This is a genomic window from Pseudoalteromonas sp. NH0006-46 (genome assembly GCF_057547735.1).
Genome location: NZ_BAAJML010000001.1, coordinates 287221 through 300803, shown reverse-complemented (window position 1 = coordinate 300803; position 13583 = coordinate 287221). Strand labels below are relative to the sequence as shown.

General features: G+C 36.6%; 13 protein-coding genes. 8 read left to right on the top strand and 5 right to left on the bottom strand.

The genetic code is table 11. The features are described from left to right. Window positions 1-12: 12 nt before the first annotated feature. A complete protein-coding gene (mraZ, locus tag AC27I2_RS01365; RefSeq protein WP_487203315.1) occupies window positions 13-471 on the bottom strand; it encodes a division/cell wall cluster transcriptional repressor MraZ in 459 nt (152 codons plus the stop codon). A gap of 496 nt (window positions 472-967) precedes the next feature. Here mraZ and AC27I2_RS01360 point away from each other — a divergent pair, with 496 nt between their 5' ends. From AC27I2_RS01360 to AC27I2_RS01350, 3 genes are read left to right on the top strand one after another with little or no spacing between them, the layout of a single operon-like run. Then, on the top strand, window positions 968-1303 hold the full coding sequence (locus tag AC27I2_RS01360) for a hypothetical protein (RefSeq protein WP_058403224.1): 336 nt from the start codon (window positions 968-970) through the stop codon (window positions 1301-1303). Window positions 1304-1309: 6 nt separating this feature from the next. Next, window positions 1310-1756, top strand: a complete 447-nt coding sequence (locus AC27I2_RS01355; protein WP_487203314.1) for a hypothetical protein — start codon at window positions 1310-1312, stop codon at window positions 1754-1756. A gap of 10 nt (window positions 1757-1766) precedes the next feature. Then, on the top strand, window positions 1767-2009 hold the full coding sequence (locus tag AC27I2_RS01350; RefSeq protein WP_487203313.1) for a hypothetical protein: 243 nt from the start codon (window positions 1767-1769) through the stop codon (window positions 2007-2009). On the opposite strand, the gene AC27I2_RS01345 is transcribed toward AC27I2_RS01350, so the two are convergent. Next, window positions 2010-2981: a glutathione S-transferase family protein gene (locus tag AC27I2_RS01345; protein WP_487203312.1), complete on the bottom strand. Its 972-nt coding sequence runs from the start codon at window positions 2979-2981 to the stop codon at window positions 2010-2012. It lies immediately after the preceding gene. Between the two features lie 17 nt (window positions 2982-2998). Next, window positions 2999-3844 (bottom strand): pirin family protein, encoded by an 846-nt coding sequence (locus tag AC27I2_RS01340; RefSeq protein WP_487203311.1) that lies wholly within the window; start codon window positions 3842-3844, stop codon window positions 2999-3001. Between the two features lie 275 nt (window positions 3845-4119). Here AC27I2_RS01340 and AC27I2_RS01335 point away from each other — a divergent pair, with 275 nt between their 5' ends. Continuing rightward, a complete protein-coding gene (locus tag AC27I2_RS01335) occupies window positions 4120-7149 on the top strand; it encodes a bifunctional diguanylate cyclase/phosphodiesterase (RefSeq protein WP_487203310.1) in 3030 nt (1009 codons plus the stop codon). 112 nt (window positions 7150-7261) lie between these two features. Then, window positions 7262-8146 carry a LysR family transcriptional regulator gene (locus AC27I2_RS01330; RefSeq protein ID WP_487203309.1) on the top strand — a complete coding sequence of 295 codons (885 nt, stop codon included), beginning with the start codon at window positions 7262-7264 and terminating at the stop codon, window positions 8144-8146. Window positions 8147-8153: 7 nt separating this feature from the next. Here the strand turns inward: AC27I2_RS01330 and AC27I2_RS01325 are convergent, their stop codons facing one another. Then, window positions 8154-9107 (bottom strand): YihY/virulence factor BrkB family protein, encoded by a 954-nt coding sequence (locus AC27I2_RS01325; protein WP_219421359.1) that lies wholly within the window; start codon window positions 9105-9107, stop codon window positions 8154-8156. 176 nt (window positions 9108-9283) lie between these two features. Between AC27I2_RS01325 and AC27I2_RS01320 the strand changes: the two genes are divergently transcribed. Next, window positions 9284-10300 carry a mechanosensitive ion channel family protein gene (locus AC27I2_RS01320; RefSeq protein ID WP_487203595.1) on the top strand — a complete coding sequence of 339 codons (1017 nt, stop codon included), beginning with the start codon at window positions 9284-9286 and terminating at the stop codon, window positions 10298-10300. 185 nt (window positions 10301-10485) lie between these two features. Here the strand turns inward: AC27I2_RS01320 and AC27I2_RS01315 are convergent, their stop codons facing one another. Continuing rightward, on the bottom strand, window positions 10486-11670 hold the full coding sequence (locus tag AC27I2_RS01315) for a hypothetical protein (RefSeq protein WP_487203308.1): 1185 nt from the start codon (window positions 11668-11670) through the stop codon (window positions 10486-10488). 215 nt (window positions 11671-11885) lie between these two features. Between AC27I2_RS01315 and AC27I2_RS01310 the strand changes: the two genes are divergently transcribed. Together AC27I2_RS01310 and AC27I2_RS01305 are read left to right on the top strand one after the other, a co-directional pair. Next, window positions 11886-12443: a hypothetical protein gene (locus AC27I2_RS01310; protein ID WP_487203307.1), complete on the top strand. Its 558-nt coding sequence runs from the start codon at window positions 11886-11888 to the stop codon at window positions 12441-12443. A 72-nt stretch (window positions 12444-12515) separates the two neighbouring features. Continuing rightward, window positions 12516-13433 (top strand): HNH endonuclease, encoded by a 918-nt coding sequence (locus tag AC27I2_RS01305; RefSeq protein ID WP_487203306.1) that lies wholly within the window; start codon window positions 12516-12518, stop codon window positions 13431-13433. The last annotated feature ends 150 nt before the right edge of the window (window positions 13434-13583 follow it).

The window sequence follows — 13583 nt, the reverse complement described above, 5'->3', positions numbered from 1 at the left end:
TTTTTTGTGCCGTTAGAGTGTAAAGTTATCTAAATCTGAATTAGGCTCAAAATCACCTAGCCTTTCAAGCTCAGTGTCTTGGCGCATCTGTTCGTTCCAACACGCTTCATCCCAAATTTCAAATTTATTCATTAACCCTACTAGCATTATCTTTTTGCCAAGGTCTGCATGCGCACGCAACGACGGCGCTAACAAAATTCGACCATTTTTATCAAGTTGATACTCTGTCGCATTGCCTAGCAACATGCGTTGCATTCGACGGGCACGTGGATTCATGTTGGAAATTTTAGCTAAACGACTTTCTATTTCTTGCCATTCAGCCAATGGATACAACCATAAGCACGGCTCATTTAACGCGACGGTGCAAATCACTGTACCCTGATCTTCAGATAGCAGAGATTCTCGGTACTTGGTCGGCACCGCAAAACGTCCTTTATCATCCAAACTCAGTGAACTCGCGCCACGGAACATAATTAGCCTGCTTTAAATTATTTTAATCAGCTATGAACTATGCTGATCCAGTTTGATCCACTAAAAACCACTTTTTACCACAGTGCTCCAGTTTAGGGCTTGACAAGCCTTTTTGTCAAGTAAGCTGACCTCCTTTAACGAGTCTCTAAGCTAGAAAAAATAAGGGTTCAGGCGAAGCGGTTGAATTACGTGGGAAAAAGTGGAGATACAAACAAAAAAATATTTTTATCTACTTTAATAACCTTTTGTTTACATGGTTTGATTACTGAATAAACAATGAATAATTACAATTTTTTAGTGGGTTTTACCCACTTTGTAATATTTACTTAGGTTGGTGGTAAGAGTTACTGCTTCGTTTTTATTATATATTTAAAGTGGTTCACTAAAAAACAAAATAGTACTTAAAATCAATGGATTAAGAAAATTACATAGTGTGGTTTGATTGTTGCTTCTATCAATACACTACTTAAATACTTTTACTCATTAAGGATTGATTATGGCTACTGCAACAAATAAGCAAAATACGACTACAGATATTAAGTCTGACACTAAGGCACAAACGACCGATGCCCCACTGACAGAAAAAGCAACATCAGCTGCTCATGATGCTGTTGATGCACTTTCTACAAAAGCAGCAACAGCTGAAAGTAGTGTAAGGAAAGGTGCATCAAGTTCAGCTGAAGCACTGAGTGAAAAGCAGTTAATTGCCCGCGAAAAACTGAGTGAGTGCACAGCTAAAACACGTGCTTTTGCATCTGAAAACCCCCTAGCAACTGCAGGTATTGCGTTTGCAGCGGGTATGTTAATTACTTCACTGTTTCGTCGTAAGTAAGATCTGATGGAAGATTTCCACTCAAGCACAACCAAGGACGGTACAGCGCAAAACCAAACTACTGATCAACAGTATCAAAAGGATGATTGGCAAGATCACATCGCAAAACTTTTAACGTATTCAAAACAGCTCAAGGATGATTATCATACTCAAGGAAAGATCACCCACCAACTTGCGAAAGCTGAGTGGCGCTTATCGTTAAGATCGCTTGCACTGATCTCTATATTTTTAGGCTGTTTTGCCAGTGGTTTGGTTTTGTTGTGGGCGGGAGTGCTTGGCGCGATTGGCTATGGAATATATGACTTATTTGGTTCTGTATGGCTTAGCATTGCAACCGCGACATTTCTGCAAGTGGCGTGTTTGATTTGGTTATGGAAAAGCACCGTTTATTTAAGCAACAAAATAGGGTTTAGCAAAACAATTCGAAGTATTAAGCAATTGTTAAACTTATAAGGATATTAATATGTTAGTTGATATATTAATTAAAAACCCCGATGAGTGTGTAAAAGCGCTGACTAAACAGATGGATTTACAAAGCGAGCTAAAACGACAACATCAAGCCGCTTTTGTATATCGATTAAAGCGTTTTGCTGCTAGCAAAGTGGGCTTAAGCAGCGCATTTATAGCTGGCGTTGCCGTTCAGTCAGGCAAAAGCGAAACCAGCCTTATAAGAAAATACGGCTGGCTGCTTAGGTTAATTGGCTAATTAACCTCTACCATGCGCCTGTAAATAATCAATTTTAGGCCCTTTTGGTACAATTTGGGTTGGATTGATCATAGTGTGGCTAAAATAGTAATGTCGTTTGATATGATAAAAATCAACCGTATTTGCAACCCCCTCAACTTGGTATAAATCCCTTAGGTACCCGCTTAACGAAGGGTAACTCTCAATTGTGCGCAAGTTGCATTTAAAATGCCCTACGTATACACAATCAAACCTTATTAACGTTGTAAATAAACGCCAATCTGCTTCCGTTATTTTGTCGCCCACAAGGTAGCGTTTTTTACTCAATATTTTTTCAACATTGTCGAGTGCATTAAACACATCGTCAAATGCCTGCTCGTAAGCGTGTTTTGCTGTTGCAAATCCAGCTCGGTATACACCGTTATTAATATTTGGATAGACTAATGCATTTAGTTCATCTATTTCACTGCGAAGCGATTCAGGGTAGTAATCGTCCTTGTTACCTGTTATTTCGTTAAATGCACTATTAAACATACGTATTATATCGGCAGATTCATTACTCACTATCTTGTTTTGTTTTTTGTCCCACAATACAGGAACGGTTACTCGCCCTGAGTAACTAGAATTATTTTTAGTGTAAACTTGATATAAGTAATCACTAGCAAACAAGGCATCTCCGGTACTGTAGTTATTTTGATCAAACTCCCAGCCATTAGCTAACATATCGGGGCTTACAACCGATACAGATATGAGCTCATCAAGTTTTTTTAAAGTTCGAAAAATAAGCGTACGGTGTGCCCAAGGGCACGCTAACGAAACATATAAATGATAACGCCCAGCCTCAGCTTTAAACCCCCTTTCACCCGTTTTTCCTGCGCTACCGTCAGGCGTGATCCAATTTCGTAATTGCGCGGCCTCTCGCTCAAACTTACCGTCGCTTGAATCTGTGTCATACCATTTATCTTGCCATTGACCATTAACGAGTAATCCCATTATTTGCTCCTCAAAAATTAAATAAGTGTGCCAAATTCACCATTTTGATAATCACGAACGGCTTGATGTATTTCGGCCTGTGTAGTCATAACAAATGGCCCCATATGTGCAATGGGTTGCTTAAGCGGATCACCCGCTAAAATTAATACACCTGCGCCATGTTGTGTTGCTATATCAATATCACTACCAGGCTCTAAAATTAGTAACTTACCCGCCTTGAGTGTTTGATTATCTTTCGTAATAAGCGACCCAGAATGTACGTAAAGCATCACATTTTGCTGTTTTAACGGGGCTAGCTTTAACAGCTGACCGTCAGGTAAAGTTACATCAGCTAAAGCGGCATTTGCTGAAAGCTTTTGAATACTTGATGTTAATTCCACAGCTTCAAATTGCCATGAACCAGCAAGGGCAGTCAGTGTTACGCCACTTTTATTTTTAAACGTTGGAGCCGGATGTTGCGTTGTGTCTTGGTAAATTGGATCGCGCATTTTTTCTGTGCTTGGCATATTGATCCAAATTTGAAAACCATGAAGTCCATCTTTGGCATCAGCTAAAGGCATTTCGCTATGGATCACCCCTTTGCCTGTGCTCATCCATTGCACATCGCCTGCTCTGATCGCTTTTTTATTACCCATTTGATCTTGATGCTCAAATCCACCTTTAATGATATAAGTAAACGTTTCCATACCTCGGTGCGGGTGTGCAGGAAAACCACCCATGTAATCAGCTTCGTTATCTGACTTAAGCTCATCGATCATTAAAAACGGGTCAAGGTATTTACCATCGAAGCCAGGTATACGACTTATACTGACACCATCGCCATCTTGTGTTGCATAAGACGTTAATATTTTTGCTATATTCATTTTTTAAATCACTATATGAAATATTATCTATACTCATTAAAGCACTGAAAAAATAAAACAACCATGTCTTTATATCGAGCTAATCGTTCGTTTATATAGAATTTTTTAATGGTGAAATATTTTTTTATAACAACTTATAAAATATGGTTTTTTTATAATTTATTGACTACAATCACCACTAAATTTACTCAAAAAAGGGACAGGGTATCTTAACTTCATCTCTCAAAAGCCAACTTTATCGACTACTTATTGTTATTAGTATTCCGGGCATCGTTGTGACATTTTTAGCTCTATGGGCTGAGCGTGAGGCTGCAATAGAAAAAAGCCAGGAGAGAGTCGTTAATATTGCAAAACACTTAACCCACCAGCAAACCGCAATGATTAGCGAAACTGAGCAGCTCACTCAATTTCTAGCAAACACGATTGCTGACGACACAAACCTCCCTTCAACCTGCCCTGAATATTTTCACCAAACACACTCTCTCTATAATAACGTTGCCAACATTGGTGTGGTAGATGCTAACGGAAACTTAATGTGTGTAACCAATGGCATAGTAAAAAATGTTTCTATTAGTGATAGGCAATACTTTAAAAATGCCATAGCGAATAAAAGCTTTTCAATTGGATATTTTCAATACGATCGAAGCATTCAAGCACCCAGTGTTAACTTTGCTTCCCCTATTATTAGTGAGCGAGGGCAATTGAAGGGGGTTGTTGTTACAGTTATTGCGCTTAACTGGTGGAATATAGCCTTGAACAAAGCCGAGTTTCCAAACGGTTCTAAGGCTGTTATTGCTGACTCTAATGGCCTTGTGCTGGCAAGTTACCCGAATTCATTGCTCCCTTTGGGAGAAAAAATAAACAACAAAGACTTTTTACATAGCGATAACTCACTGGCTATGTTTAAAGACGCAAACAACGTCAATCAAATTTTTCATCGCGCGACTATTTATAACGATATTAATAACAATAATTTAGAAATTTACATTACATCACCCACTGATAAGTATATTGCTCGCGCAAATACACACTTTTTAGAAACTATTATTTTATTTTTTAGCGCTATTTTAACTATTGCTTTTATTGGGCATCGTATTATCAGGAAAAGTATTTTTTACCCCATTGAAGAACTTGCCCAAGCAACCGACCTATTAGCACAAGGCAATATGCCAACTAAAAAAATTAAGCCTAATAGTCCCGAGCTGTCCGCTTTATATTCACGCTTTGAAGTAATGGCTGAGACTCGTTTGCAAACAGAAGCCGATTTAAAAAATAAACACGACGAACTAACGGGGTTATTAAATGCTCTCCCCGATATGTACCTTAGGTTAAATAACCTAGGTAAGGTACTTAATATTAGTGGCACTATTATCCCGCTATTTTCAGCTAACAATAAATCACCGAAAAAATTATTAGATATTTTACCAACCGACATCACTGAACAAATTTTAAATGAAGCATCTACTCGCAAAGATGTCATCACATTTGATTTTAAAATAAGTACAGGCATAACCACTCATTACTTTGAAGCTCATATCAATCATCTTGAAAAGAACGATGAGTTAATACTTGTGCTACGTGATATCAGCCAACGAAAAGTAAATGAAGACTCGCTTCACTTAGCATCTCTTGTTTACGGCAATAGTAGTGAAAGTATGGCAATTACAGATGCCAACGGTATTATTTTTGATGTAAACCCTGCTTTTTGTGAAACAACACAATATTCTAAAGACGAAGTGATTGGCCACTCTACCCGCATACTTTCATCAGGGGAGCACTCAAAAGAGTTTTATGAAAAAATTTGGGCATCAATAAATGTGACAGGCCGTTGGCAAGGTGAAATTATAAATCGTAAAAAAGATGGGGTGCTGTTCACTGAATGGTTAAACATAGACACGGTTTACGATGAAAATAATAACCCTGCCCGTCGAATCGCTATTTTTACTGATTTAACTGAAAAAATTCAAGCAAATAAAACAATTTGGCGGCAAGCTCATTTTGATCATTTAACCGATTTGCCAAATCGATTAGAGCTTAAAAAAAGACTTAATAAACAGTTTTCTAATTCTAAGAATGAAAATGAAACCTTTGTGGTCATGCTTTTAGATATTGATCACTTTAAAGATATCAATGACACTTTAGGCCACCACTACGGAGACAACTTATTAAAGCTAGTGTCACAGCGTATTGTCAATTCAGCTAAAAATGCCGAATTTGTTGCGCGAATTGGCGGCGATGAATTTGTTATTGTATTTAATCAGGTTAAAAGTACCCGCCATATCAACCAGATTGCTAGTAATATTTTGCAAAGCTTATCGTCTGCATTACATATAGATAATGAAGAAGTGTTTATAAGTGCCAGTATGGGTATTGCCTGTGCACCTGATGATGGTGAAAATACTGAGCAATTACTAAAAGCAGCCGATCAGGCTATGTATAAAGCAAAAAGTAATGGTCGAAATGGCTTTGAGTTTTTCTCTCGGGATATGAGAGAGCACGCACAGGCTCGCATGCATTTACTGAAAGACTTGCGCTGTGCAATAGAATATAACCAGTTTGAATTATTTTATCAGCCTATCGTGTCGCTTAACGATTTACATATACACAAGGCCGAAGGCTTAATACGCTGGCAACACCCGCAAAAGGGGCTAATAAGCCCAGTTGCGTTTATTCCACTTGCTGAAGAAACAAGACAAATTAATGCCATTGGGCAATTTGTATTTTCGCAAGCAATAGAAACGCTTGCCGAAATAAAAAAAATTACAGATAACGATTTTCAAATAAGTATAAACGTCTCGCCCATACAACTATCTACTGCTAATAGTGGCATTGATGATTGGTATGCCATGCTTGATGCCGCTAAAATTCCCCCCTCGTCTATTGTTGCAGAAATAACGGAAGGCTTAATGGTTAACCCTGAGGAACTTACACAAAAGCGCCTCAAACAAATTGTGAAATCGGGGATGCAATTGGCGCTTGACGATTTTGGTACTGGCTACTCTTCACTGGCCTACTTGCAGGAAATGGACACTGATTATTTAAAAATTGATAAACGCTTTGTTGATAATATTAAAGCCAACAGCCAAGAGCTCTCGCTTTGCGAGGCAATTATTGTAATGGCTCATCAGCTTGGTTTAAAAGTAATAGCAGAAGGCATTGAAACACCATTACAGTACCAGCTACTAACTGAAGCTGGCTGTGATTATGGACAAGGCTATTTATTTTCTAAACCGCTTAATAAAAATGACTTTATGACGCTAATCACTAATAAAAGAGTAATGCTTTCTAGGTTAACTGATTGCTGAATAATAAACTTATCTCAAACCTGAGTTTAATTAAACCACTGTTGTTATGCAATAAATAATCGCTTTGAGCGGTCAAGTTACGTAGGCAAATAAAGCATTAACAGGAATTTCAATGGCAAAACCCACATTAGATCAATGGCGAATGTTTAAAGCCGTAGTGGACCATGGCGGGTTTGCAGGCGCAAGCGCCGCAGTTTTCAAAAGCCAGTCAACGGTTCATCATGCAGTTCAAAAATTAGAAGCTGCTTTGCAAATAAAGTTACTTGAGGTTAAAGGTCGTAAAGCGTTTTTAACTGAAAGTGGGAAACTTATATTGCGCCGCGCAGAGTTTTTAATTGAAGAAGCGAATAAAATAGAATCAGTCGCAAATACACTAAGTGAAGGTGTAGAAAGCACATTAAAAATAGCAGTTGATGAAGTATTCCCTCTACCTATTTTGTACCAAGCGCTTGCTAAAACAAGTGAGCTTTATCCATTGCTAAAAATAGATTTAATTGAAAGCGTGTTAACCGGTGCCAACGAATTACTCAACAATGCAGTTGTTGATTTAGCTATTTCATCAGTTCCTATTTATGGTATTAGTTGCAGTAAATTAACAGACATTGAATTTATTGCTGTCGCACATACAAATCACCCACTTAACCAGCGCGAAGATCAATTAAGCTTTCGAGATTTAAAACAACATCGACAAATTGTAGTGCGCGACTCTGCAACACACACTAGCCAAGACGAAGGGTGGCTAGGCGCAGATATGCGTTGGACAGTCAGCCATTTACGCAATTCAATTGATATGGTGAGCCAAAACCTAGGTTACGCGTGGCTTCCGTTCAATCAAGTCGCTCACCTAATTGATGATCATACCCTCAAAGTGCTTAATCTTGAACAAGGCACTACGCGTCCTCTTAACTTATATTTAATGTGTAACGACGCAGATAGATTGGGCCCTGCAGCACAAGAATTTAAAGAGCAACTTGCAGTAATAATAGCTGCAGAATAGCGGTTAATTAATCGTTTTTGATACCCAGATGATCAGCAACATAAGCGCCGCGTTCACCTAGTTCTTTCTCTGGCCCGATTGTGCTGTCTTTCGCCGTTTGCTGCTCTGTCTCTGCGTTAATAACGGCACCTAAGGTTACAATATACGCACTTATATATAACCACATAAGCATGATCACCACCCCACCCAGCGATCCATAAGTTTCGTTATAACTTGAAAAACGCGATACATAAAATGAAAAGCCAATAGATGCCACAATCCAAAATACGGTTGCAATAACAGAGCCAAGCGTTATCCAACGCCATTTAGCGGCTTTTCTATGCGGTGCATAACGGTATAAAAGCACTAATGCAAAATTAAACGTAAGTGCCAGTATTGGCCACGACACAACCTTGATCAACAAATCAATACTGTCCTTGAGGCCCACTAAATTGAGTACTATGGGCAAGATACCAATAATCAACAGCGCAAAAATAGCGACTAAAATAGCGCCTACCGAAAACATAAAACGAACAAGCTGCGCCCTAAAGAAAGAGCGCTTTTCGTATTCATGATAACTTATATTACAGGCTGTAATTAATGCTTGGCTTCCCTTAGAGCTACTCCAAATAGTGAGTAATAGTGTGCCTAACGCCCCTAAGGTTAAACGTGTTTGAGAGCTTTGTGTGAGATCTGAGATTTGCGATAAAATCAGCTCACGTGAACTACTTGGTATTAAGGATGTAAACTGCCTGAGATGCTCACTGATCTCCACAGGTGAAGCAAAATAAGCGTATATAGAAACCAAAGCAGCAATGGCTGGAAAAATAGCAAGTAGCGCATAAAACGCCACACCTGCAGACACTAAAGATAAATTGTCTTTACTCATGCGCGCAAAAATACGCTTTGCAATATCCCACCAGCCTTTAATTGGAATATGAGCTGGTTGCTCTGCATGTTGACCTCTTTTTGGCTTTTTCATACTTAATCTCACTATAATTAGTACTTTAATGAAGCAAAATAACTGCCAACTTAAAAAAGGTGTTTGGTATTAAACTTGCTGTTAAAGTAAAAGTAACTAAACGCGGAAGAAACCCAATGCCTACAATAACATCAGACGTGCAATCGGCTGCCAGTACACCGTCATTAAACCCCGTAATGGATGAAAATGTATTTTCATGGCAATTTTTTTATGACCAAACCATGCAATTAGTTCACGCTACAGCGCAAATATTACCCACCTTGTTACTAGGTTTACTCTTACTCACTATTAGCTATTTTACAGCAGGCCCTCTTTCACGCTTGCTCACAAAGCCGATCTCGTTTGTAACCGATAGTAAACTAGTGTTACTTGTCGCAAGGCGCGGTATTAGCACTTTAATCATTTTATTAGGCCTGTATCTATTTTTACGTTTAGCAGGGCTCACTGAGTTTGCGGTAGCTATAATGAGCGGGACCGGTTTAATAGGTTTAATATTAGGCTTTGCTTTTAGAGACATTGCTGAGAACTTTATCGCAAGCTTACTTTTAAGTGTGCAGCGCCCGTTTAAAATAGACGACGTCATTGAAGTAGATGGACGTTTAGGCGTTATCAAAAAAGTAACAGCCCGCGCAACAACGCTTGTTGACTACGATGGAAACCACATTCAAATTCCTAATGCTACAGTATATAAAAACACCATAAAAAATTTAACTGCCAACCCAAAAATGCGCGGTAAAGTAGAAATAGGTATAGGTTACGATAACGACATACGCAGCGCGCAAACGCTAGCCCTAAATATAATAAATCAACAAGCCGCGGTATTAAGCGATCCCCCAGCACAAGTACTTATAAAGAATTTAGGCTCATCAACCATAAACTTTATTTTATATTTTTGGGTAAATGGGCAACAGCACAGCCCCCTAAAAGTAAGCTCTCAAATAATGCGTGAATTAGTCAATGAGTTTACCGAGCAAAATATTAGTATGCCGGATGATGCCCGAGAACGGATTTTATTAACTAGTTCAAGTACAGATTTTATAAACTCAATACCCAAGCAAGATTCAAATACTGAGGTAAGGTCTGAAACACACGAACAAACCTTAACGCTCAACGATGTAAGCAGCGATACCGACGAAATACGCGAACAGGCAGAGCAATCAAGGGATCCAGAGCAAGGGAAAAATATTATTTAGATTAATAAAATTTAGACACAAAAAAGCCCGCAGTGTTAACTGCGGGCTTTTTATTGAATGAGTGAGTCAGCCTATAAGTTAACAGGGAGACTTAAATATAAATATAAAAATCAATACGTTATATTAATTGCAGCAAACGTAAATGTAGATTTTGGCACACTATTTGGCACAATTCCAATTACGTATTAAGGTTTTAATAAAAGCCTTTTGAGCTTTTGTAACTCAGCTAATGATCCGCCCATTAATTTATCACCAAAACCTTTTACTTCAACCTTAGCAAGATTTCGAGATAGCCTCTTCTTCTCATTAGAATTATTAAGAGTAGATCTTAATCCAACCACGCCTAAATATTTTAGAATATTAATTTCATCATCACTAAAGTATTTATTGTCGGTAATACTATACATCCTTACTTTATTTGATTTTTCAAGAATACTACAAATGTTTTTTAGCTGAACCCTTAATTTGTCTATCTTAGGTCTTTTTAATTGAACTTCAATTCTGTTAAGTGAATCAGAGCAATTAGATCCTTGTTGTAAAGATTTATTATATACTTGCAATCTAAACTCACTCGCACCAACTATCTTTGTTTCCATAACTGAATCACTATTAAAATAGTTATTTAACTTAGAAGAACCACTTATATTTAATATGGTATCTTTAACTGAATCACCTTTAAAATCTAATGCAAAATCAACTCTAGAAATTAAGGACTCATTAACTATCTCACTATAATTCTTACCTACTAATGACTTTAGCCTAGAGAAAAAAAACCTGAGATATTTCTCACTTGTAAATGCAGGATTCCACCTTACCTTTAAATAATTACGCGCCTTTCCCTTTGGAGAGTAATAAATATAAAAGTGTTCATTTTCGTTAAAAGCTTTTCGATTATAATACCGACACTTATGTTTTTTCTTAGATCTCTTTTCTATTAAATCTTCATTTGAAAGCTCTTTAATTAATTTTTTAACATGCCTTTTTTTTACATTTAAGGTTATAGCAAAAAAATCAAGGTGACTTGAAGACTCAACACCACAGAAGTCTTTTACTGTCTTTTTGTTTTCAGCTTTAGTTTTTATAAGATTATTTATCTTTGGATGCTTAAATGAATTTTCTTTTTTCAAGTATTTGTAGGTATTTAAGCTACAAAAAACACAGTCAATTTCCCGATAATCATAACCGTATCTCGAAATAAACTGATCAATTGAGAACTCTTTAACTTCACTTCTACCTATAGAATAGGTATATATTTTATTACTATACTCAATAACAGTATCTATTAACGATAAACTAATCGAATGTTCACCTACCTCATTATGTCCAACTAACCTGATGTTATCATTGAGCAATTCATCTGTATCTTTCATGTTTAGTCCTAACCTTTAATGTGGACTTACTTTTTACAGATTTAAATTATTAAGATTACAGGCACTGTTTCGTCACCTTTGCAAATAATCGTAACTAAAAGACACTTGACAAAAACCGTTCCAGAACTAAACTTAACCTCATTCGTTCCGAAACGAAAAGAAACACATAAAAGTTCCAGAACGAAAAAATATAATAATGAAATTGGAGTTTTATAATGAATAGAAAGAGCATTAAAATTTGGGAATGGTACATTTCACATAATGAATTATACAATAAGAACATTGAGCCAGAGTTAAAAATTGAAATAATCAATACAAAAGAAATAATATCAAAATACTCAAAATCAAAAAAAAATAACATAAACGATTTAATTGAAAAATTTATATCATTAGAAACCCAGAATGAATCATTAGAAAATGAATTAGAAGAAAATATAACTGGGTTAAAAAATATTTTTAACCGGGTTACACCTCTTTTAAGAACACTAGATAAAAGTATTTGGGATAATTATCTATCTAGAATAAGAAAGTTAAAGTTCAATAATAAAAGAATAACAATATCAGTAAATAAAGATATTTATTCTAAATTGAAGGAAAAGCTAAATATAAAAGATCATGTAGAGGAATCTAAATATCACGATCACCTTTTTGAGCAGTTAATCACAGAGCTAGAAAAGATTGAAAATATAGAACCAATAATATTATCTGAAAAGGATATTGGTAAATCTAAAGTGTCAATTGTAAGACCAGTAATTAAGAAAGGTAATGATTGATTTATTTTTATCTTATGTCAGAGTCAGCTAAATGTAATAACTTATAGTGAATCAAATCAGCGAGGAGTAATTATGAGTTCAAAATTAAGTGAATTCTTGTTAAATAAAATGTCAATGACTGAAGTTTACCAGCCAGTCATAATTAAAGAGCTTCTGAATAATAACGGTCAGTGTACTAAAACGGATTTGGCCGTTGCTTTGACTAGATATGATTTGTCTATTCTTGATTACTACAAAAAAATAGTTATGCGCTGGCCGAAAGAAACTCTTACAAGACATAATGTTATAAAATACAATAAAAATGATGAACTATTCACTTTAACTCCTAACTTAATTGATTTAAGCAACTCAAGCAAAGAAGTTGAAATTTGCGAAGAAAAAATAGCGACTTGGTTTGATAAAAAGAAAAATATAGAACGTTCTCCCCAAGCGAGTAAATCAGTCAGGTATGAAATTTTAAAACGTGCAAATGGAAAGTGCGAACTATGCGGCATTCCATCTTCATTGCGTCCTATTGATATTGATCATATTGTTCCGCAGTCTTCAAAAAACAAAAGCGGGAAAGTGACTAAAGACGGTGAGTTAATTGAGGTCCACTCAGAAAAAAACCTTCAAGCACTTTGTTATAGATGTAATAGAGCTAAGCGTGATACAGACAATACGGATTTTAGAAGAACTAAAAAACTAGTTCGCGATAACATTCCAAACATTATTATTTCTAATGGTAGAAAACCTAAGATTAAAGCTCTCAAAGGGAACCAATTAATTTCGGCTCTAAATGAAAAGCTAATCGAGGAACATGAAGAATATATCTCCGAACAAGATAAATACAAGTCAGTCGAAGAACTCGCTGATATGTATGAAGTAATAATTTGTTTAGCAAAAAACAAAGGGGTAAGTAGAGAGCAGTTTTTAGAGATAGCTAAAGCTAAGTCTATAAAAAACGGGAGCTTTGACGCTGGTTACTTTTACGAAGGCGACGAAAAATAGTCACGAAAAAAGAATATATTAAAATGAATAAGTGACCTGTCAGATTCGACAAGCAGAACTTAACCAAATCTGACAGTCGTATATGTGCCAATTGCGGGCGGTGGTAACGCCCAATAAAGGTGTGAAGCACGCGACCACAACACTTAATTT

Coding starts and splice junctions, on each gene's coding strand:
- mraZ (WP_487203315.1), bottom strand. CDS start 471: ATGTTCCGTGGCGCGAGTTCACTGAGTTTGGATGATAAAGGACGTTTT.
- AC27I2_RS01360 (WP_058403224.1), top strand. CDS start 968: ATGGCTACTGCAACAAATAAGCAAAATACGACTACAGATATTAAGTCT.
- AC27I2_RS01355 (WP_487203314.1), top strand. CDS start 1,310: ATGGAAGATTTCCACTCAAGCACAACCAAGGACGGTACAGCGCAAAAC.
- AC27I2_RS01350 (WP_487203313.1), top strand. CDS start 1,767: ATGTTAGTTGATATATTAATTAAAAACCCCGATGAGTGTGTAAAAGCG.
- AC27I2_RS01345 (WP_487203312.1), bottom strand. CDS start 2,981: ATGGGATTACTCGTTAATGGTCAATGGCAAGATAAATGGTATGACACA.
- AC27I2_RS01340 (WP_487203311.1), bottom strand. CDS start 3,844: ATGAATATAGCAAAAATATTAACGTCTTATGCAACACAAGATGGCGAT.
- AC27I2_RS01330 (WP_487203309.1), top strand. CDS start 7,262: ATGGCAAAACCCACATTAGATCAATGGCGAATGTTTAAAGCCGTAGTG.
- AC27I2_RS01325 (WP_219421359.1), bottom strand. CDS start 9,107: ATGAAAAAGCCAAAAAGAGGTCAACATGCAGAGCAACCAGCTCATATT.
- AC27I2_RS01320 (WP_487203595.1), top strand. CDS start 9,284: ATGGATGAAAATGTATTTTCATGGCAATTTTTTTATGACCAAACCATG.
- AC27I2_RS01315 (WP_487203308.1), bottom strand. CDS start 11,670: ATGAAAGATACAGATGAATTGCTCAATGATAACATCAGGTTAGTTGGA.
- AC27I2_RS01310 (WP_487203307.1), top strand. CDS start 11,886: ATGAATAGAAAGAGCATTAAAATTTGGGAATGGTACATTTCACATAAT.
- AC27I2_RS01305 (WP_487203306.1), top strand. CDS start 12,516: ATGAGTTCAAAATTAAGTGAATTCTTGTTAAATAAAATGTCAATGACT.